Raw genomic sequence first — 20,403 nt, 5'->3', positions numbered from 1 at the left:
TCCGAACGAAAGGCCCTGGCGTAGCTGTCGTCGTGCGCCCGCCAGGGATGACGGGGACAGCGCTCAGTCCCCCAGCACCGCCTGCATCACGCTCTTCGCGATCGGGGCGCCGAGGCGGCCGCCGGAGATGTCGGAGCGGGAGATGTCCATGTCCGTCGGGTCGATGAACACGGCGACCGCGACCGAGCGGCCGTCGTCCTTCTTGCCGTAGCTGACGAACCAGCCGTACGGGACCTCGTCGCGGACGTCCACACCGCGCTGGGCGGTGCCCGTCTTGCCGCCGACCGTCACACCGTCGATCAGGGCGCGCTGGGCGCTGCCCTCCTTCGCCGTGTGCTCCATCATTTCCTGGACCTTCTTCGCCGTCTCCGCCGAGACGGCCTGGCTCATCTCCTTCGGCTCGTTCTTCTCCAGCGTGGAGAGGTCCGGGCCGCGCAGCTCCTCCACGATGTAGGGCTGCATCAGCTTGCCGTCGTTGGCGAGGGCCGCCGTCACCATCGCCATCTGCATCGGGGTGCTCGTCAGGCTGCCCTGGCCCATGCCGGTGAGCGCCGTGCCGGGCTTGTCGAGCTTCTCGGGGTAGAGGCTCTTCGTGGCGAGCATGTCGCCGAACTCGTCCGAGTAGACGTCCTCGTTGAACCCGAACTTCTCCGCGGTCTCGCGCATCCGGTCCTCGCCCAGCTCGGCGGCCGCGTCGAGGAAGACGTTGTTGCAGGAGTGCTGCATGGCGGTCTTCATGGACGCCTTGTCGCAGACCGCGTCCCCCGCCTCGCTGCCGATCTTGTTCGTGGAGAGCGGCAGCGGATACGGCGACACCGCGTCCGTCCGGGCGTCCACGTCCGTGACCACGCCGTGCTCCAGCGCGGCCGCCGCCGTGAGGATCTTGAAGGTGGAGCCGGGCGGGAAGGTCTCGCGCAGCGGGCGGTTGGCCAGCGGCTTGCTCTTGTCGTCGAGGAGCGCCTTGAAGCGGTCGCTCTCCTTGAACGAGATCCCGGCGAAGACCCCGGGGTCGTAGGAGGGCGTGGACACCAGGGACAGGACCTTGCCGGTACGCGGGTCGAGGGCGACGACCGCGCCCCGGGCTCCCAGGTCCGTCAGCCCCTTGTAGGCGGCCTTCTGCGCCTTCGCGTCGATCGTGGTGATCACGTCGCCGCCGCGCCGGGGCTCCCCCATCAGGACGTCCTTGGCGTGCCGGAAGGCGAAGCGGTCGTCCTGGCCGCTGAGGATGCTGTCGTACGTCCGCTCCAGCAGCGAGGTGCCCTGGGCCTGGGAGGCGTAACCGGTGACGGGCGCGTACATCGGCCCGTCCTTGAAGGTCCGCCGGAACTGGTAGTCCGTGCTCCCGGTCTCCTTCGAGCCGGTGATCGCCTTGCCGCCGACGATGATGTCGCCGCGCGGGGAGGCGAACCGCTCGAACCGCACCCGGGCGTTCCTCTCGTGCTGGGCCAGCTCCTCGCGGTCCACGTGCTGGAGCCAGTTCGCCCGCAGCAGCAGGGCCAGCACCAGCAGCCCGCAGAAGATGGCTATGTGCCGCAACGGCCTGTTCATTCCACTCCCCACTCGGGCGGGCACCCGGTCCGGCGCGGGACGCGCACGGACGCGCTCGTACGCGTCCGCGGACCGGGCCCGCGTTCGCGATCCCCGGAGAGTAAGGATGCCCTGCGGCCGTACCCGGTTGCACGGGCCCCCCGCGGGCCTACAGGTACGCGGCGTAGGAGTCCAGCGCCCGCAGCACCTCCGGCTCGTCGGCCGGGGGCAGCTGGAGCACGACCTCCTCGATCCCCAGATCCGCGTAGTGGGCGAGCTTCCCCGGGCTCGGCAGGACCGCGTGCGGCACCACCTGGAGGCCCTTCGGGTCGCGCCCGGCCGCCTCCCAGACCGCTCGCAGCTTCGGGAGGGACTCGGTGAGGCCCCGGCCGCCGATGGGCAGCCAGCCGTCCGCGTACTCCGCGATGTGCGCGAACAGCTTCGGTCCCGCTCCGCCGCCGATCAGGGTGCGCGGGCCGTTGACCGGGCCGCGCGGCCGCTGGACCGGCTTGGGGTGCGCCTCGCTCGCCCGTACGGACCCGAACTCGCCCTCGTACGCCGTCGGTTCGTCCGCCCACAGGGCCCGCATCAGCGCCATCCGGTCCCGGCCCAGGTCCCGGCGGGTCGACCACCGCACCCCGTGGTCGGCGGCCTCCTCCACGTTCCAGCCGTAGCCGATGCCGAGCGTGAACCGGCCGCCGGAGAGGTGGTCCAGGGTAGCCACCTGCTTGGCCAGGCCGATCGGGTCGTGCTGGGCGATCAGCGTGATGCTGGTGCCGAGCGCGAGGCGTTCGGTGACCGCGGCGGCCTGGCCGAGGGCGACGAAGGGGTCCAGGGTGCGGCCGTACTCGCGGGGGAGATCACCGCCCGCCGGATACGGCGTGCTCCGGCTCACCGGGATGTGGGTGTGCTCGGGCAGGTACAGCCCGGCGAACCCCCGCTGCTCCAGCTCGCGGGCGAGCCTGACCGGTGTCACCGTCTCGTCGGTGAGGAAGATCGTTGTGGAGATCCGCATCGGGAACACCTCCGTCATCGAGAACACCTCCGTCGTCCGTGGGTTTCCGCCGGTTTCCGTCGGTTGTCCGTCAGCCGTCGTCCAGCCTTCAGCACGTCGTGCGCGCGAAGGGCCAAGGTATGCCGTACGAGAACGAAATCCGAGTCCCAGGAAGGCCCGTATGTCGGAATCCGTACGCACCCGGACCCTGCGCGGGACGCTGCCCGCCGGATCACCCGATTACGTCTATCTGCCCGTCGAAGTGGAGCGCGGGGTCACCGAGTTCGCCGTCTCGTACACGTACGGCAGACCGCCCGTCCCGCCCGGCGTCCAGGGAAACGCGCTCGACATCGGCCTCTTCGACGAGCGCGGCACCGGGCCCGGCGGGCGCGGCTTCCGCGGCTGGTCCGGCGGGGCGCGCGCCTCGTTCTTCGTCCGGGGCGACACGGCGACCCCCGGCTACCTCCCCGGCCCGGTACGCGCGGGGACCTGGCACATCGTGCTGGCCCCCTACACCGTGGCGCCCGAGGGACTTCCGTACGAGGTCACCGTCACCCTGCGGTCCGGGGAGCCTGCCCCGACCCCCGTGCCGGTGTACCCGCCCGAGCGGGCCGAGGGGCGCGGCCTCGCCTGGTACCGGGGCGACTGCCATCTCCACTCCGTGCACTCCGACGGGCGCCGCACCCCGGCCGAGGTCGCCGCGGCCGCCCGGGCCGCCGGGCTCGACTTCATCAACAGCAGCGAGCACAACACCGTGTCCGCACACGCCGCGTGGGAGGGGCTGTGGGGTGAGGACCTGCTGATCCTGACCGGCGAGGAGATCACCACCCGCAACGGGCACGTGCTGGCGGTCGGCACCGACCCGGGCGTCTTCGTCGACTGGCGCTACCGGGCCCGCGACCAGCGCTTCGGCCGCTGTGCGGAGCAGGTGCGCCGGGCCGGCGGGCTCGTCGTGCCCGCCCACCCGCACGCCCCCTGCATCGGCTGCCGCTGGAAGTTCGGCCTCGCGGACGCGGACGCGGTCGAGGTGTGGAACGGGCCCTGGACCCCGGACGACGAGATCGCCCTCGCGGAGTGGGACAACGCGCTGGGGGCGTCCGTACGGGGCACGGACCGCGGGACCGGCCACCGGCCCGGGCCGTGGGTTCCCGCGATGGGCGGCAGCGACGCGCACCGCGAGCCCGACCTCGTCGGTCACCCGCAGACCGTCGTCCTGGCCGAGACGCTCTCGCGGCGGGCGGTCCTCGCGGGCATCCGGGCCGGGCGCTCCTACCTCGCCGAGTCCTCCGCCCTGTCCCTCTCCTTCGGCGCGACGGACGGGCGGGGCGGGCACGCGGGGATCGGCGAGCGGCTGCGGGCCGCGGCGGACGCCCCCGTCACCGTACGACTTGAGGTGGCGGGGGCTCCCGGCTGCACCGCGCACCTGGTCACCGATCAGGGCACCCTGCTGACCACCCCGCTGCCCGCGTCGGGCGCGGGCGTGGTGGAGTGGCGCACGACTCCCTCCCACGCCGCCTACGTCCGGGCCGAGGTCCGCCACGCCCCGGCCGTACCGGGGCTGCCGGGCGCGTTCGCGGCGCTCACCAACCCGGTCTTCCTCGATGCGGAGGCCGGTACGCAGGGGTGAGAAGCAGGAAGGCCAAGGGGGAGAAGGAGAAGGGAGGGGGAAGGGACGATGGGCAGCGGAACGGTTCGGGGTACGGGCCGGAAGCCGGTGGAGAGGAGCTGCTGCGATGGGGACTGGGCCGGGGCTGGGGCTGGGGTACTTCCTGCTGCCCGCGGGCGGCGCGCTGAGTCTGACCGGAGTGATCACCGGCAACGGCACGCTGATCAGCCTGAGCTGGATCATGTGGGTGCTCGGGATCCTGCTGCTGTTCCGGAACCGTTCCCGCCGCCCGGTCGACACGCAGAAGCTCGCGGCGGCGGCCGCCGCCGGGGATGCGAGGGCGGTACGGGGGCTGCGGACGCTCGCCCTGACCGCACGGGCCGAAGGACGCCCCGACACGGCCGAGCGGCTGCTGCGGCAGGCCGTGAAGGCCGGTGACGTGGAGTCGATGTGGGAGCTGGGCCGGCTGGTCGAGGCGCGCGAGGGCCTCGCGGCGGCGGAGCCGTGGTTCCGGATGGCCGCCGGGCGCGGTCACGCCGTCGCCAGGCGGCTCTTCCGGGCGGGCGGCGAGCTGAACCCGGACGGGACGAGCCCGCTGTAGCCGGGCCCGGTCCGTCAGGATCTCCCCCTGGTCACCCCTCGGGCCCTGGTCACCCCTCGGGCAGGCCCAGCGCCGCCCGGCTCAGAAACGCCAGCCGGGCCGTCTTCTCCGGCTTCTGGATCTCCGGGCCCAGCTCGAAGCCGACCCGGACCATCCGGGCGAGCGCCTTCTCGTTGCGGGCGTCCGGCTCGACGACGACCCGCAGGTGGGCCGGGTCACTGAAGACGTAACCGATGAACGCGGTGAGCAGGGCGTCGGTGTACCCCTTCACCGCGCCCTCGCCCTCGGCGGGCGCGATCAGCAGGTGGATACCGAAGTCCCCGGGCTGGACGTCGTAGCACTCGCCGACCGGGTCGGCGTCCGGTTCGTACGTCTGGAACAGCGCGGCCGGGACGCCGTCGCGCAGCGCCAGGTAGGCGTGGTGGGTGGAAAGCGAGTCGACGTACTCGTAGATCTCCCGGACCTGTTCGGCGGTGTGACCGGCCATGCCCCAGAAGCGGGCGCGTTCCTGGGTGACCCAGCCGTGCAGCAGGTCGGCGTCGGCCGCCGGGTCGACCGGAACCAGGCGGACGGTGCCGAAGCCCTCGACCTTCTGCTCGTGCACGGCCGGGCGGAGGGCGGGCGCGGTGGGTTCGGTGACGGTCATGGGGGCCTTGTCCTCGTCGTTCTCGGCGCCCTCGGGACAGGGCGTCTCGGAGTGTGTCGTGCGGTGCAGCAGGTTCCAGTCGGTGACGACCGGGGCGAGGTCGCCCCGTGCCCACAGGGGTGTCTGGTCGCGGTGGTGCGCGGACCCGGGGACGCCGGACGCGCCGAAGGGCACCACCCACCTGCTGTCCTCGCGGCGGGCCAGGTCCCAGACGTAACGGGCGGCCGGGCCCCGGGCGAACAGGTCGGTGACGCCGGGCACGCTGGAGGTGGACAGCACGCAGTCGTGGTCGCCCGCGAGCCCCGGCCGGGCGGCCTCGTCGGGGACCGCGTCCGGGAGCGCCTGCCAGGGGGACAGCCGGTGCAGCTCGCCCCACGGGCCGGGCGGGGCCTCCTCGGCCGCCGCCGCGACCGCCTCGGCCGAGGCCGCGACCACCGCCAGCCGGTCCTCGTACGGCAGGAACCCCACGGTCAGCAGGGTCTCCAGGGCGTAGCCGATCCGGGGGACTGCGGCGAGCCAGGGGCGGAAGAGCGGCGGGTACGCGGGCGAGCGCCACGGATCGTCCGCGGCCGTGAGGGCCTTCAGGGCCGGGTGGGCGGCCAGGCGGTGGACGACGTCCGTGCGCAGCCGCGCGTAGAGGGTCGCGTCGGTGCTGTCCGCGTCCATGTGGCGGTCCCAGCGCAGCAGCCGGTCCCGGAGGCGTTCGGCGGCGGGGCCCAGGGCCGGGGCCCCGGCGAGCAGGGACAGCAGCGGGCGGGCCGAGGCGAGGTGGGTGTCGGTGTGGACGGCGGCCATGCCGACGGGCGAGTGGTCTGCGTCCGCGTCGAGCAGCTCCCGTATCCGGCGGGCCCGGTGCGGGGGCGCGAACTCCACGCCCAGCGGGGCGGCGAGGCCACGTTCGTTGGCCATCACGGCGATCCCGGTGGCGGGGTCGACCTCGGTGCGGGGCAGAGGGACGGTCTCGCCCCCGCGCCAGGCGTACGCGGGGTCCTCGGCCGGAACAACGCGCAGCCGGTTGGCGTACGGGCGCGCCGGGACGTGTCCGGCGGTCCGGTGCAGGGTGGCCCCGGCGGTGTCGGCGGCCAGGACCACGTTGACCGGCTCGACCCAGCGGTCGAGGGCGGCGTCGAGGTCGGCGACCGTACGGGCGCGGAGCAGCGCGGGCAGCACGTCGAAGCCGAGCTCCCCGGTGACGCGGGGCGGGTGGCGGAGGCTGATGAAGGGCGCGTCGGGGCTCGGAGCGTCGTGCACGTCCCCGATGATCACCGGCCCCCGGTCCGTCTCCACCACCTCGACCGTCTCCGGCTCTCCCCCGGCCACCTCGATGGTCTCCGTGTGGGCGTGGGCCCGGTACCAGCCGTCCGGGCCCAGCGCCTCCACCCCGCCGTCCGGAGTGCGGCGCAACCGCTCACGGTACAGGTCCTGGTAGTCCGCCATGGCGTTGGTGATCGCCCAGGCGACGCCCCCCGTGTGTCCGAAGTGGGCGATACCGGGGATACCCGGGACCGCGAGGCCGACGACGTCGAACTCGGGGCAGGCGAGCCGGATCTGCTGGTAGACGCCCGGGGCCTCGATGAAGCGGTGCGGGTCGCCCGCGACGAGGGGGGCGCCGGTGGTGGTGCGGTCGCCGGTGAGGAGCCAGCCGTTGCTGCCCGCGGTGCCGGGGCCGTCGGTGGCGAAGAGGGTCATGTGGTCCTCGCCGAGCCGGCGGGCGACCTCTTCGCGCCAGAGTTTGGTGGGGAACCCCGCGAACAGGATGTGCGTGGAAAGCCAGACGCCGAGCGGGGTCCAGGGCTCCCAGCGGCCGGGGGCGAGCGGGGCCGCGGCGAACTCGGGGGCCAGGGCGGCCCCTTCGGCGAGACCCTCGTTGACTCCGTCGACGTACGCGCCCACCCAGGCGGCGGTCTCGGGCGCGAGCCCCTCGTAGCAGCGGCGGGCGGTGTCGGCGAGCCGGGCCCGCCGGACGAACCGGTCCCAGTCGAGGGCCTCCGCGCCGAGGTACGCGGCGGTCGTGCCGAGTACCCGGTGGCGCTCGGTCTCCAGCTGCCAGGCCCGGTCCAGGGCGGCGTTGTGACCCTGGGCGCGGGCCAGGCCGAGGGCGTCGGCGGCCCGCAGGTGGGGTATCCCCCAGTCATCCCGGAACACCTCGAAGCGGCCACCGGCACCCCGGTCCGGTCCGGCGTCGGGTCTCTCGCTGCCGGTGCCAGCGGTCATCGCTCTGCCCATCCCCTGCTCCGGTGGTTTTCAGCCACTCCCCAGCCCTCAAGATTTAGGTTAGCCTAACCTAAAGCGACTCTTTGGCAGTGGGCCGGGGCGCCAGGGCGAGGCAGGAGACACCGTGGGACATGGCTGGGAAGGCGTCGTTCTCAAACTGCTCCGGGGGCGTGACTTCACGTTCACGGTGACCGGCGCGGAGCAGGTCACCGACCGCTTCCGCCGGGTGCACTTGAGCGACGGCGGGCTGCTCGCGGCGACCGGCGGCGCGCATCCGACGATGTGGGTGCGGCTCTGGTTCGAGCAGGCCGGCAAGCCGCACCAGCGCGCCTACACCCTGGTCGACCCGGACCCCGAGGCCGGGACTTTCAGCCTCGAATTCGCCCTCCACGAGGGCCCCGCCTGCGACTGGGCGCGGGCCGCCCGGCCCGGCGACACGATCGACGCGACGCTCCAGGGCACCGGCTTCACCCTGCCCGACCCGGCGCCCTCCCGGCTCTTCGTGATCGGCGACCCGGCCGCGCTGCCCGCGATCAACTCACTGCTGGACGCGATCCCGGGCACCCCGGCGACCATCTGGTTCGAGACCTCGGACGAGGACGACCGGAAACTGCCGTTCCGCCTCGACGAGGCCCACCACACCCTGCACCACGTGGAGCGCCGCGAGGCGGGCGCGCATCTGGTCTCCGAGGTGAAGGCCGCCCTGCCGGGACTGCTGGGCGAGGACCACTCGGACGCGTACGTCTGGGTCGCCTGCGACACGTCGACCACCCGGACCCTGTCGGCATACCTCCGCAAGGAGCTGGGCCTGCCCAAGGACCGGGTGAACGCGCTGGGCTACTGGCGGCCGTAGCCCCTCGCCGAAGAACACCGCACCGGAGACCTCAGTCCTCGACCACCAGGACTGAGGTCTCTTCCGTTCACGCCGCGCGGAGAGGCAACCGAACCCCGTGCGATCACGTCGACTCAGAACGTTCGGCCGGATACACAATCACCCCCACGGGTTCCGTGACATTCCCCCCATCAGCCAATTCACCTCCACTTGAACCCGGACCGGATCGGCACTGAATTCCGAAGTGATCCGGACGCCGAACAATGACGGCGCATCAACCTCACCTCGAATTCCGGGACTAGCTGAATCAGGAAACTTCCGGGCGCATGAAGTCCGCCCACAATCAACGACCTTGGCGACACTCGGCCAGAGAACCGGCTGCCGATCGACCCACAGGAAGTCGACTTGACGCAGCCTCAACCTTCAAAATCACTGCACAGAAATTGTTTAAAAGGAAAGTAAATTAGGGGCAAAGCGGAACCGGCGGGCCTTTTTGCGGGAGGTCGCAGATCTTGTAACTTCATTTTCCGACCCGCTCACCAGCGGGCCATCGCACGAGAGCAAGGAGATGAAGATGAGCCTTACCGACATCCGAGAAATGGGCTTCGTCGACCTGTCGCCCGAGCAGGAGGAGAACGTTATGGGTGGCGCTACCAAGGCGCAGTGCACCCAGTGGGCCTTCATGATCGCAACTGGTGGGGCCTGGCTGTCCGCCGGCCATCAGAACTACGTCAACCTCTACAACAAGTACTGCAAGAAGAAGTAGCCCACCCAGGCTGAAACGCTCCGGAGGCCACACATTCCTCCCCTGGGCGAGGCGCGGGTTGCACGGGTGGCAGGGGAGGCACCGCAACCCGCGGCCTCGCCCCACAGGAGGTAGCAATGCTGACGAAAAAGACCCGGAAGTACCACATGCAGCAAGAAGGGGAGACCGATTGTGGTCCTGCCGCCGCATGGATGGTGCTCAAGAGGCACGGCATATCCATAGACATACCGACCTTGCGCGATTCGGTGGGTCTCGGGCAGGCAGGCTGCAGCCTGCTGAGGCTGCGTGAAGGCCTCGCATCGTATGGAGTCCCTGCCGCATCCTATGAGATTCCCCCCACGAAATTGGCGGATGCACTGGAGGTCACGGGCCCCGCCGTAGCACATCTGGAACGTGAATTCACTGACCACTTCGTGGTGATCCACGGAATGGACCGGACCGGGAAGCTCCTGGTGAGCGACCCTTCGTTCTCCAACATGTACACCGTCTCAGTCTCAGACTTTGGCACAGAATTCACCGGCAAGGTGCTCCTCACTGAGGTCCCTTCCGCGCCAGCGAACCGACGGCGTAATAATTCACCGAGGGCGAGCTCCCTCTTCGGGCTGATCTCTGCCTACCGATCCCGGATAGTTGCCGTTTCTGGCCTTTCTGTGCTCGTCGCGGTGATAGCTATCTCGACATCCCTCTTCCTGCAGTTCGCAGTGGACAGATACCTGGGCGAGGAATCAGGACGACCGCTGACGCTGTTCGCTCTGGGCTTCATATGCGTCACCCTCTTCGGCAGCCTGCTCCAATTCGTGCAGGGACGCCTGGTCGTCGCGCTCGGACAGCGCATACAGAAAGAACTGTCATCCTCATACATCAGCAAGCTCGTCGGTCTACCCGTCCGGTTCTTCAACACCCGCCGAATCGGCGATCTCGTGAGCAGGCTGGACGATATTCAGCAGATTCAGGCGCTGGCGACCGGGGCCACCATCGGCGTCTGTGTGGACCTCGGCGTCATCTTCGTAGTGGGAGCCTATCTGGCGACGATGAACGTGCTCATGTTCTCCATGCTCGTCGTGGCAGCCGGGGCCAGTGCACTCATCGCCTTCATTTCCTTCAAGTCGATCCGTGAGGCGGCGGAGGAATCGCTCCAACACGACTCCACCCTCAAGGCCGCCGCCGTGAACCTTCTGTCCAGTTTCGACAGTGTGGTTTCGTACTCCTTGAGGCCCATGGTCTCGGAGAGACTGGCCGCTGCTCTGGACCGTCGGATCTCTTCCCAGTGCCGGCTCGGGAACCTGCACAACGGCAGCTCGGTCGCACGGAACGCCTTGGTCGGTGCGTTCTCGATCGCAGCCGCGTGGGTGGGACTGATTCAGTTGAGGTCAGGAGCCGTTTCTCTTGGAGAGGTATTCGCCTTCTACACGATGGCAGGCTATTTTCTGGCATCGATCCAGAGCATCGCCGAACTACAAGTGCTGGTCCAGAGCACATCCGCCGCCCTCGGACGGTACCGGGACGTAATCTTGCAGGAGGAAGACGCCAGATTTTCTCTCGAAGAACCTCCGTCCGATGCCCCACCGAAAAGCCACGACGACATAGTGGCACGCGCCCTGACCTACACGCACCCTCAGCGATCCCTGCCCTGCATCAACTCCCTGGCCTTTACGATGGAATCAGGATCCCGGGTCTCGGTGCACGGGGCGAACGGAACGGGAAAGAGTACGCTGCTCAAAATCATCGCCGGATTTTACTCGGACTACTCCGGAACAATCATGCTCGGCGGAACCGAGCTGACGGAGATACCGGAACGCAAGGTCAGGAATACGGTCCTCTATGTTCCCGATACACCCATGGTGATATCAGGGACCTTGCTGGAAAATCTACGACTGGATCGTGATTTCTCGGAGGACGAGGTGTGGGAGGCCTGCCGGACAGCTTGCTTCGACACTGTCGTCCAGCGGTTGCCCTCTGGCCTCGACACCCTGCTCCGAGAAGACAGATCGGCCATGTCACATGGCGAGCACCAGCGCATGGCGATCGCCCGGTCCGTCCTCAACGGCGCCCCCGTGCTGCTTCTTGACGAGTCAATGAGCGGCATAGACCCGAACACAGCGCAGAAGATATGGGAGAACCTCTCGATGCTGGGAAAGACGCTGGTCTCCGTTTCCCACAACCATGCGTTCGACACCGACTCGGCACTGTGTCTCGACCCGGCCGGGCGAGGGACCGTCGCGACGGGCGCGGCCCACACAGTCGGGAGCCGAGTATGAAACTGCACGACGTGCTGACAGCCGCGGCCTCCGAGTGCGGCCCCTCACCGTCCCGCCTCTCGATGGATCTGGGCCGAGTCGTCGCGGTCGACAACGCACTGAGCGGGCTCGACGTCTGGAACGGTGACTACATGTCGCTGGTCGCCGCTTACGAGTGCGCTGAGTCAAACCCTCTGGTCACCGGGCTCGTTCTCACCATGAACGAGGAGGTTTCCATCGGGCGGTGCGTCAGTTCCGCGGTACGGGACTGCACCGGCATCGTGGTCCTGGACTCGGGGTCCACGGACGGCACTCTGGAGATCGCGCGCTCGTTCCCCGAACCGGTGACGATCGCGTCCCGCTCATGGACCGACAGCTTTTCCGAGCAACGGAACCACGCCCTCACCCTGGTCGACGATGGCTGGCTATTCTTCATCGACGCCGATGAGTACATCCGTACGGCGGACCGGGGAGCACTTCGCCCAGCCCTACGGGTGCTGGACTTCCTGCTCCCCGGGCAGGACTTCCTCGTGTCCCCTTGGCTGGCCGACCGCGGTAGCGGTGATGTGGCAACGAACACACGCAAGATATTCCGCAAGAGCTCTCCGTTCCGCTTCATGGGAGACATCCATGAGCGTCCCTACTTCCGGGACGGGACTAGCCCTCCCTGGATCGAGCTGGACTTCGGGATGGAGCACACCGGGTATCTGCCTGAGGTGGTGACGGCCAAAGAGAAGGCCGTACGGTCGAAGACGATGATCGGGTCATGCCGCACGGCGGAACCGCAGAACCCCAAATGGGTCCACTACGAAACCCGGGACGTTCTGCTGCCGGCCGCACGCTCCCCGGAAGACGCAAAGGCAGCGTATGACCACCTTCGCTCGTCTCTGCCGTGGTACGGACGGCCTGGGATCCGCGACTACGAAGCAGATCAGCTGATCGACGCCACTATCCTCCTCTGTGACCTGGCGCTCCGCTTCGGAGGGCGTGAGGAAATAGCTCTCCACGCCTCGTCCCTGTCCAGCCTGGGACGCCCGGTGGAGGCTGCCTACTACACCGCGGTGGTGGATTTCGGGAGCGCCATGACTGTGCTGAACCGCATCCCTTCCAGGCTGGAGGAGGTAGCAGATTCGGCGACCCCCGATGCAGCTATGGCGCTGGGGAAGATTCGAGAGCTCCAAGCCCTGGTGTCGCTCTCGTCAGGCGATTACGCGGCGGGTGTGGCCTACTACGACCAGGCCCGGTCATTCGGGTGCGGAGATTCGGTGCGAGACTCGATGGATAGGGCCCTCGCGGCACTCACCGCAACCTGAGAAACGTTCGCAGCAACGGCCGGAAGAATGATCCGAATGATGGGAGAGAGACTATGTCCGGAATCGGCCTCGCAGGTATGCCGATGCCTGAGTGGAAGATCCGAACGGCCAAAGGCAAGGAGTACATTTTCGACAGCCTGGAAGAAGCCGTCGATGCGCTCCCCGGCTACGGAGAAGGGGCCACGATCTGGCGGCGGGACGTGTACCGGGCCGCCCCCTTCGTAACGGGCACCCAACGCCCGTGGAGGCAGGTTGAGGTACCGGGGCGGACAGAGACCCGCGAGATGCACGATGGAGAAGGCTAGCCCCGCCGCCTCGTGACGGCCCGTCGTTTCCTCGGCGGGCCGTTTCGGCGCTCCCCGGCCGGTCCGGTCAGGGCAGCCGGAGGGAACACCGCACCGGAGACCTCAGTCCTCGACCACCAGGGCCGGGGTCTCCTTCGTCAGTACCCGGCCCCGGAAGAACGCCGGACTGCGGCGCTCCATCGCGGCCATCAGCACCAGGCCGAGCAGCAGCAGCCCCACCCCGATGACGAACACCGAGCCGACGCCGAACACCGAGGAGCCGGAGCCGTACGCCGGGTCCCACATGTCGTGGAGGGTCTTGGCGAAGACGGCGGCGAGCAGGATGCCGCCGACGACCGGGAAGAGGCCCTTGAAGACCAGGTCGCGGCCGGAGCGGGTCAGTTCGGCGCGGAAGTACCAGGCGCAAGCGAAGGCGGTCAGCGCGTAGTAGAAGCAGATCATGAGCCCGAGCGCGTAGATGGTGTCGAGCAGGACGTGCTCGCTGACCAGGGTCATCACGGTGTAGAAGACGCCGGTGCCGATGCCCGCCGTGACCGTCGCCCGGCCGGGCGTCCTGAAGCGGGGGTGGACCTTGGCGTACGAGGCCGGCATCGCCTCGTACGTCGACATCGCGAGGACCGTGCGGGCCACCGGGATGAACGTGGTCTGGAGGCTGGCGGCGGCCGAGGCGAGGACGGCGACGAAGAGCAGCACGCCGAGCCCGGGACCCATGACCGGGCCGGCGAGGGCGGCGAAGACGTTCTCGCCGGTCTCCGGGTTGGCGAGGCCGAGCCCGGAGGTGCCGGAGCCGACGGCCATCTGGGCGGCGACGGCGGTGGCCAGGTAGGCGCCGACCAGAACGACCATCGCGATGAGGGCGGCGCGCCCCGGGGTCTTCTCGCTGCCGGTCGTCTCCTCATTGGTGGTCAGGCAGGCGTCCCAGCCCCAGAACATGAAGATGGAGAGGGAGAGACCGGCCGTGAAGGCCGCGAAGGACTGGACGGCGAACGGGTTCAGCCAGGACCAGGAGAAGTCGAGCGAGGTGGCGAAGTCCGCGCCGCCACTGCCCGCCTTGTTCAGGGCCATCGCCACGAACAGGGCGAGCACTGCCAGTTGCAGCCCGACCAGGGTGTACTGGATGCCCTTGGTGGCGGTCATCCCCCGGTAGCTGATGGCGGTGGCGACGGCGATGAGGGCGAGGCAGGTGCCGATGTGGACAAGCCTGTTGTCGTCCAGGGCGGCGACCGAGGGGCTGCCCGTGACCTCACCCGCCAGCAGCCAGAAGAACGAGGTGGCGACACCCGCCAGGTTGGACAGGACGATGATCGTCGCGATGACCAGGCCCCAGCCGCACATCCAGCCGACGCGCGGGCCGAACGCCTTCACCGTCCAGGTGAAGGAGGTGCCGCAGTCCGGCATCGCCCGGTTCAGCTCGCGGTAGGCGAAGGCCACCAGCAGCATCGGCAGGAACCCGGCCAGGAAGACGGCGGGCATCTGCACGCCGACCTCACCGGCGGTGGCGCCGAGAGTGGAGGTCAGGCAGTAGACGGGGGCGACGGTGGAGACACCGATGACGGCGCTGCCCATCAGGCCGACGGAGTTCCCGCCGAGGCCCTTGTCGCGTACACCGCCCTCGGCCGGGGCGCTTCCCCGTACCGTGTCTCCGGCCCGTGGCCGCGCGTCCAGCTGAGTCATGAGAGGGACGCTATGCGCTGCGATATCCACATCCGGAGCGTGAGACTCCAACGTCTCACCCTTAGGTACACCGGCCAACCACCCGTGAATGCCTCATCAATTCAAGGTCACATTCACATGAAACCTTGCAATGCATGACGGTCGGCCGGACGTGACGACGTACGGTAATCGCAGCACTGTCCATTTTGTGCCGATTCAAAATTTTCCCGCGGCCTCTGCGTCGGGTTCCGGGAAGCCGCCTCAGCCCGGCCAGACGATCGCCTGCGTCTCGCTGTAGGCGTGCAGCGCGTACGAGCCCACGTCCCGTCCCACCCCGCTCTTCTTGAACCCGCCGAACGGGGCCTCCATGTTCCGCCCGACCGTGTTGACGCCCACGCCGCCCGCGCGCAGCCGCCGGGCGAGACGGAAGGCACGGGCCACATCGCCGGACCAGACGTAGTCGATGAGGCCGTAGTCGCTGTCGTTGGCGAGCACCACAGCCTCCTCGTCCTCGTCGAACGGGACGACCACGACGACCGGGCCGAAGATCTCCTCGCGGACGACCCGCATGTCGTTGGTGCAGTCGGCCAGCAGGGTGGGGGCCACGTAGAAGCCCCGGTCCAGGTGGGCGGGCCGGGCGCCGCCCGTGACGACCCGCGCCCCCTCCTTGCGGCCCAGCTCCACGTACGCCTCGACGCGTTCGCGGTGGGCCGCGGAGATGACCGGGCCGACCACGGTGGCCCGGTCGGCGGGGTGCCCGACGGCGAGGCGGTTCGCGTACGCGGCCAGCCCGGCGATCAGCTCGTCCTGGCGGGACCGGTGGACCAGGACGCGGGTCGGAGCCGTACAGATCTGTCCGCTGTAGAACGAGAACGTCGTCCCGATCCCCGCGACCGCGGAGCTGAGATCAGCGTCTTCGAGGACGATCGCCGCCCCCTTGCCGCCCAGCTCCATCAGCTGCCGCTTCATCCCCCGCCCGCACACCTCCGCGATGCGCTGCCCGACGGCCGTGGAGCCGGTGAAGCTGACCATGTCGACGTCCGGGGAGTCGACGGCGGCCTCCCCCGCCTCCGCGCCCGACCCGGTGACGACGTTCACCACACCCGGCGGAACACCTGCCTCCGCGAGGGCGGCCGCCATCCGGTAGACGGAGAGCGGGTCCTGCGGGGCGGGCTTCACGACGACCGTGTTGCCCATCGCGAGCGCGGGCGCGACCTTGCCCGCCGGGTTGGCCCAGGGGTTGTTGTACGAGGTGATGCAGGTGACCACACCGACCGGCTGGCGGACCGCCAGCGCCCCGAAGACCCCGGCCCGCCCCATCGGCCCGGCCTCGTTGATCTGCGGTGCGATGGCCTCCTCGACGGGCTCCAGGGCGCCGCGTGCGTACCGCCGGAAGCGGGCGGCGCCCACCGCGACCTGCATGCCCCGGGCGGTGGAGGCGGTCGCTCCGCTCTCCGCGCGGGCGAGGTCGGCGTGGGCGGGGAAGTCGCGCTGGATGATGTCCGCCGCCCGGTCCAGGATCGCGGCGCGCTCCTCGGGGCGGGTCCGCGACCAGGGGCCGAAGGCTTCCTTGGCGGCCGTGGCTGCCTCGTACACCTGGGCGCGGCTCGCCTCGGGGGCGAGGCCGACGACCTCCTCGGTGGCGGGGTCGATCACTTCGTAGTGGCCGTCGGCGGGCTCGGCCCACCCACCGCCGATGAACAGCCGCTGCGGTTCGGGGCTCACGCCGTGCTCACCGTCCGGGTGTCGCGGCCCGAGCGCAGCACCGTCCCCGGCACCGCCCCCGTGACCTTGTCGTCGCGCAGGGTCTCGATGCCGTTGACGCGTACGGAGACGATCCCGATGGCCTTGGAGTCCAGGCGCGGGCTGTCCCCGGGCAGGTCGTGGACGAGCGTTGCGGGTCCGGCGTCGATCCGCTCGGGGTCGAAGAGGACGAGGTCGGCGTGGAAGCCCTCCTCGATCCGGCCGCGTTCGCGCAGCCCGAAGAGCCGGGCCGGGTCGTCGGTGAGCATCTTGACGGCGGCCGTCAGCGGGACCAGCCTGCGCCCGCGCAGGCAGTCGCCGAGGAAGCGGGTGGTGTAGGGGGCCCCGCACATCCGGTCCAGGTGCGCGCCCGCGTCGGAACCGCCGAGCATGACGTCCTCGTGCTCCCAGGTGCGCTGCCGCAGCGCCCAGGAGTCCGGATCGTTGTCGCTGGGCATCGGCCACAGGACCGTACGCAGGTCGTCGGCGGCGCAGATCTCGACCAGGCAGTGGAAGGGGTCCTGTCCGCGTTCGGCCGCGATGTCGTTGACGACACGTCCGCCGAGGCCTTCGTTGGCGGTGCTGTAGGTGTCCCCGATGACGTACCGGCCGAAGTTCGCGAGCCGCCGGAAGACCCCGGCCTCCTTGCTGTCGGCGCGGCGCAGCATCTCGGCGCGGATGGCGGGGTCCCGGAGGCGTTCGATCCGCTCGGGCACGGGGAGGGCCAGGATCTCGCCCCAGCCGGGGATGAGGTTGAGGGCGCAGAACGTGCCGAGCGACATGTTCATCGGTGTGAGGATCGGCATGGTCAGCGCGACGATCCGGCCGCCCGCGCGGCGGGCGCGTTCGCTGGGGATCAGCTGGCGCGGTACGCGTTCGGGGACGGCGGCGTCGATGGTGAGGACGTTCCAGTTGAGCGGGCGCCCGGCGGCGGCCGTCATGTCGACGAGGAGGTCGACCTCCTCGTCCGAGAACTGGTCCAGGCACCCGGCGACGATCGCCTCCAGCTGGGTCCCCTCGTGCTCCCCGACCGCGCGGGACAGGGCGAGCAGCTCCTCGGGCCGGGCGTGCCGGGAGGCGACGGGCTCGCCGTCGCCGTCGGAGTGCGTGGCGGACTGGGTGGTGGACAGACCCCAGGCCCCGGCGTCCATCGCGTCGTGGAACAGGGCGAGCATGGCGTCCAGTTGCGCGGGGGTCGGCCGGCCACCGACCGCGTCCGGCCCCATGACGTGCCGGCGCAGGGCGCAGTGGCCGACCATGAACCCGGCGTTGACGGCGATGCGCCCTTCGAGGGCGTCGAGGTATTCGCGGAAGGTGGACCAGGTCCAGTCGACGCCTTCCTCCAGGGCCGCGAGCGCCATGCCTTCGACCCGGGACATCATCCGGCGGGTGTAGTCGGCGTCCTCGGGCCGGTCGGGGTTCAGCGGCGCGAGGGTGAACCCGCAGTTCCCTCCGGCGACGGTGGTGACGCCGTGGTTCATGGAGGGGGTGGCGTAGGGGTCCCAGAAGAGCTGGGCGTCGTAGTGCGTGTGCGGGTCGACGAACCCGGGTGCGAGGACGAGCCCGTCGGCGTCCTCGCTGGTGAGGGCCTCCTCGGAGACCGCCCCCGGCTCCGCGATGACCGCGATCCTGCCCCCGCGGATTCCGACGTCGGCCGTGTAGGCGGGACCGCCGGTGCCGTCCACGACGGTCGCGTGGCGAATGAGGTGGTCGAGCATGACGGTGTCCCTTCTTCGGTTCGGTTGGGACAGCCGGGGTACGCACGCTTTCGGCCGCGGTACGTACCCCGGCTCATCAGGGCGACGATCCGGGAAGACGCCGCCCGGCTTGTCCAGCCCCGCCGGCGTTTGAGGCGCGGGGCTCGGGGCGGAGCCCCGACGTCGGCCCGGGGCAGGCGGGCAGCCTCAGCCCGCCGAGCCCCGGAACCGCGAGGTCCGATGCACCGGATCCGTATCGATCTTCGGGATCACGTGCTCCCCGATCAGCTTGATCGTGTTCATCGTGTCCTCGGGACTGATCCCGATCGGCAGCCCGAAGCTCAGCTGGTCCGCCCCCGCCCGGTCCCACCGACGGCACTGCTTCAGCACCTCGTCCGGGTCGCCGCAGATCATCAGCTCCTCCGCGATGAGCAGCTCGACGATCTCCTCCGTGTACTCCGGCAGCAGCGCGGGCCACTCCGGGATGCCCTCCGGCCGGGGGAAGGTGTCGTGGTAGCGGAACAGCAGCGACTGGAGATAGTGGAGTCCGCCGCCCACCGCGATCTCCACCGCCCTGGCGTGCGTCTCGGCGCAGATCGCGGTGGACGTGACCATCACGTTGTCGTTGACGAACGCCCCCACCGGATCGGCGTCCTTGACCGCGTTCTTGTAGGACTCGACGACCCACTCCATGTCGGAGACCTTCTGCACGCTGAACCCCAGTACCCCGAGCCCCTTCTTCCCCGCCATGGCGTACGAGGACGGCGACCCGGCCGCGTACCACATGGCCGGGTGAGCGGCCCCGTACGGCTTCGGCAGGATCTTGCGCGGCGGGAGCGACCAGTGCTTGCCCTGGAAGCCGACGTACTCGTCCTGGAGCCACATCTTGGGGAACTCGGCGATCGTCTCCTCCCACAGCTCCTTCGTGTGGTTCATGTCGGTGATGCCCGGCATGAACCCGAGGATCTCGTGGCTGCCAGCCCCGCGCCCGGTGCCGAACTCGAAGCGCCCCTCGGAGAGATGGTCGAGCATGGCGACCTTCTCGGCCACCTTCACCGGGTGGTTGACGGGGGCGAGCGGGTTGAAGATGCCCGATCCGAGGTGGATGCGGTCGGTGGCGTGCGCGAGGTAGCCGAGGTACACGTCGTTGGCGGAGAGGTGCGAGTACTCCTCCAGGAAGTGGTGTTCGGAGGCCCAGGCGTACTTGAAGCCGGACTTGTCCGCCTGGATGACGTACTCGGTCTCCTCGATCAGCGCCTTGTGCTCTGCCTCGGGGTCCACCCTGGCACGCGCGGCGGGCACGTACCCCTGAACAAAGAGCCCGAATTCCACGGAGGTTCACCGTCCTCAAGTCTTCCTGCCCAGGTCTCCCCGGCAGTTTCCTGACGTACCGTCAGATTGTGATGCGACCGACTGTTCCACCGCCACCGCGACCCGTCAATACCTGACGCCGCGTCAGGCAAGATGCTTCAGAAGGGGCTGACGCCGGCCAGCCACCCCCCGTCGACGACGAACGGCTGTCCGGTGATGTACGAGGAGTCCTCGGAGGTCAGGAACAGCACCAGCGCGGCGACCTCCTCGGGCCGCCCGATCCGGCCCATCGGGACGAGCTTGCGGTAGTACGCGTCCAGGGCGGCGCTCGACGTCGTCAGGTCGGCGTCCGGGTCCAGCAGGGCCGGGTTGCTCATGGCCGTGTCGACGGCCCCCGGGCAGACGGCGTTGACCCGGACCCCCTTTCCCGCCAGCTCCATGGCGGCGACCCTGGTGAGCCCCAGCACCGCGTGCTTGGTCGCGGCGTACGCGCCGACCAGGGGCATCCCGGTCAGACCGGTGTACGAGGACGTGTTGACGATCGTCCCGCCGCCCGCGGCCTCGATCTCCGGCGCGACGGCACGCATCCCGAGGAACGCGCCCGTGAGGTTGACCCGCACCACCTGCTCGAACTCCGCCAGGGGGGTGTTGACCAGCTCATTGAAGCGCAGGATGCCCGCGTTGTTGACAAGCCCGTCGATCTTCCCGAAGGCGTCCTTGGCCACGGCGACGGCGGCGGTCCAGTCCTCCTCGCGCCCGACGTCCAGCGTCACGAACCGGGCCGCCCCCTCACCGAACTCCTCCCCCAACTCCTTTGCCAGCGACTCCCCTTGGTCGACCAGCACATCGGCGACGACGACCCGCGCGCCCTCGGCCGCGAAGAGCCGCGCCTCCTGCTCGCCCTGTCCGCGCGCCGCGCCGGTGACGAGGACGACCCGCCCGTCCAGCTTGCCCATGA

General features: G+C 69.7%; 14 protein-coding genes. 6 read left to right on the top strand and 8 right to left on the bottom strand.

All coding sequences use genetic code 11. The features are described from left to right. Positions 1-63 precede the first annotated feature (63 nt). Positions 64-1,548 carry a peptidoglycan D,D-transpeptidase FtsI family protein gene (locus ACZ5WC_RS16440; protein ID WP_468541430.1) on the bottom strand — a complete coding sequence of 495 codons (1,485 nt, stop codon included), beginning with the start codon at positions 1,546-1,548 and terminating at the stop codon, positions 64-66. Positions 1,549-1,696: 148 nt separating this feature from the next. Beyond that, positions 1,697-2,542 carry an LLM class F420-dependent oxidoreductase gene (locus ACZ5WC_RS16435; protein ID WP_468541681.1) on the bottom strand — a complete coding sequence of 282 codons (846 nt, stop codon included), beginning with the start codon at positions 2,540-2,542 and terminating at the stop codon, positions 1,697-1,699. A gap of 160 nt (positions 2,543-2,702) precedes the next feature. Between ACZ5WC_RS16435 and ACZ5WC_RS16430 the strand changes: the two genes are divergently transcribed. Both ACZ5WC_RS16430 and ACZ5WC_RS16425 read left to right on the top strand, forming a co-directional pair. Then, a complete protein-coding gene (locus ACZ5WC_RS16430) occupies positions 2,703-4,148 on the top strand; it encodes a CehA/McbA family metallohydrolase (protein WP_468541429.1) in 1,446 nt (481 codons plus the stop codon). A gap of 106 nt (positions 4,149-4,254) precedes the next feature. Beyond that, a complete protein-coding gene (locus ACZ5WC_RS16425; protein ID WP_468541428.1) occupies positions 4,255-4,728 on the top strand; it encodes a sel1 repeat family protein in 474 nt (157 codons plus the stop codon). Positions 4,729-4,777: 49 nt separating this feature from the next. Here ACZ5WC_RS16425 and ACZ5WC_RS16420 read toward each other — a convergent pair whose 3' ends face one another. Then, positions 4,778-7,588 (bottom strand): GNAT family N-acetyltransferase, encoded by a 2,811-nt coding sequence (locus ACZ5WC_RS16420; protein ID WP_468541427.1) that lies wholly within the window; start codon positions 7,586-7,588, stop codon positions 4,778-4,780. Between the two features lie 124 nt (positions 7,589-7,712). Between ACZ5WC_RS16420 and ACZ5WC_RS16415 the strand changes: the two genes are divergently transcribed. The 4 genes from ACZ5WC_RS16415 to ACZ5WC_RS16400 all read left to right on the top strand — a co-directional run bounded on the left by ACZ5WC_RS16415 (position 7,713) and on the right by ACZ5WC_RS16400 (position 12,736). Then, a complete protein-coding gene (locus ACZ5WC_RS16415) occupies positions 7,713-8,441 on the top strand; it encodes a siderophore-interacting protein (RefSeq protein WP_468541426.1) in 729 nt (242 codons plus the stop codon). A 553-nt stretch (positions 8,442-8,994) separates the two neighbouring features. After that, a complete protein-coding gene (locus ACZ5WC_RS16410) occupies positions 8,995-9,186 on the top strand; it encodes a hypothetical protein (protein WP_468541425.1) in 192 nt (63 codons plus the stop codon). A 116-nt stretch (positions 9,187-9,302) separates the two neighbouring features. Then, a complete protein-coding gene (locus ACZ5WC_RS16405; protein ID WP_468541424.1) occupies positions 9,303-11,444 on the top strand; it encodes a peptidase domain-containing ABC transporter in 2,142 nt (713 codons plus the stop codon). Then, on the top strand, positions 11,441-12,736 hold the full coding sequence (locus ACZ5WC_RS16400; protein ID WP_468541423.1) for a glycosyltransferase: 1,296 nt from the start codon (positions 11,441-11,443) through the stop codon (positions 12,734-12,736). Before ACZ5WC_RS16405 ends, ACZ5WC_RS16400 begins: the two co-directional genes overlap by 4 nt. Before the next feature lie 407 nt (positions 12,737-13,143). Here the strand turns inward: ACZ5WC_RS16400 and ACZ5WC_RS16395 are convergent, their stop codons facing one another. From ACZ5WC_RS16395 to ACZ5WC_RS16375, 5 genes are all read right to left on the bottom strand, one after another. Then, the gene (locus ACZ5WC_RS16395; protein ID WP_468541422.1) at positions 13,144-14,715 is read right to left on the bottom strand and encodes an APC family permease; all 1,572 of its coding nucleotides are present in this window, start codon (positions 14,713-14,715) and stop codon (positions 13,144-13,146) included. A gap of 240 nt (positions 14,716-14,955) precedes the next feature. Further along, positions 14,956-16,419 carry an aldehyde dehydrogenase family protein gene (locus ACZ5WC_RS16390; protein ID WP_468541421.1) on the bottom strand — a complete coding sequence of 488 codons (1,464 nt, stop codon included), beginning with the start codon at positions 16,417-16,419 and terminating at the stop codon, positions 14,956-14,958. Continuing rightward, positions 16,416-18,155: an N-acyl-D-amino-acid deacylase family protein gene (locus tag ACZ5WC_RS16385; protein WP_468541420.1), complete on the bottom strand. Its 1,740-nt coding sequence runs from the start codon at positions 18,153-18,155 to the stop codon at positions 16,416-16,418. The genes ACZ5WC_RS16390 and ACZ5WC_RS16385 overlap by 4 nt, the downstream gene beginning before the upstream one ends. A 186-nt stretch (positions 18,156-18,341) precedes the next feature. Then, positions 18,342-19,466 carry an LLM class flavin-dependent oxidoreductase gene (locus tag ACZ5WC_RS16380; protein WP_468541419.1) on the bottom strand — a complete coding sequence of 375 codons (1,125 nt, stop codon included), beginning with the start codon at positions 19,464-19,466 and terminating at the stop codon, positions 18,342-18,344. A gap of 137 nt (positions 19,467-19,603) precedes the next feature. Further along, positions 19,604-20,401 (bottom strand): SDR family NAD(P)-dependent oxidoreductase, encoded by a 798-nt coding sequence (locus ACZ5WC_RS16375; protein ID WP_468541418.1) that lies wholly within the window; start codon positions 20,399-20,401, stop codon positions 19,604-19,606. Positions 20,402-20,403 lie beyond the last annotated feature (2 nt).

The sequence above is a fragment of the Streptomyces sp. NPDC033165 genome (genome assembly GCF_055577965.1).
The sequence above is the reverse complement of the archived record's forward strand: the minus strand, read 5'-3'. Positions and strand labels throughout refer to the sequence as shown.

Coding starts and splice junctions, on each gene's coding strand:
- ACZ5WC_RS16430 (WP_468541429.1), top strand. CDS start 2,703: ATGTCGGAATCCGTACGCACCCGGACCCTGCGCGGGACGCTGCCCGCC.
- ACZ5WC_RS16410 (WP_468541425.1), top strand. CDS start 8,995: ATGAGCCTTACCGACATCCGAGAAATGGGCTTCGTCGACCTGTCGCCC.
- ACZ5WC_RS16435 (WP_468541681.1), bottom strand. CDS start 2,542: ATGCGGATCTCCACAACGATCTTCCTCACCGACGAGACGGTGACACCG.
- ACZ5WC_RS16405 (WP_468541424.1), top strand. CDS start 9,303: ATGCTGACGAAAAAGACCCGGAAGTACCACATGCAGCAAGAAGGGGAG.
- ACZ5WC_RS16375 (WP_468541418.1), bottom strand. CDS start 20,401: ATGGGCAAGCTGGACGGGCGGGTCGTCCTCGTCACCGGCGCGGCGCGC.
- ACZ5WC_RS16420 (WP_468541427.1), bottom strand. CDS start 7,588: ATGACCGCTGGCACCGGCAGCGAGAGACCCGACGCCGGACCGGACCGG.
- ACZ5WC_RS16400 (WP_468541423.1), top strand. CDS start 11,441: ATGAAACTGCACGACGTGCTGACAGCCGCGGCCTCCGAGTGCGGCCCC.
- ACZ5WC_RS16440 (WP_468541430.1), bottom strand. CDS start 1,548: ATGAACAGGCCGTTGCGGCACATAGCCATCTTCTGCGGGCTGCTGGTG.
- ACZ5WC_RS16385 (WP_468541420.1), bottom strand. CDS start 18,155: ATGCTCGACCACCTCATTCGCCACGCGACCGTCGTGGACGGCACCGGC.
- ACZ5WC_RS16425 (WP_468541428.1), top strand. CDS start 4,255: ATGGGGACTGGGCCGGGGCTGGGGCTGGGGTACTTCCTGCTGCCCGCG.
- ACZ5WC_RS16395 (WP_468541422.1), bottom strand. CDS start 14,715: ATGACTCAGCTGGACGCGCGGCCACGGGCCGGAGACACGGTACGGGGA.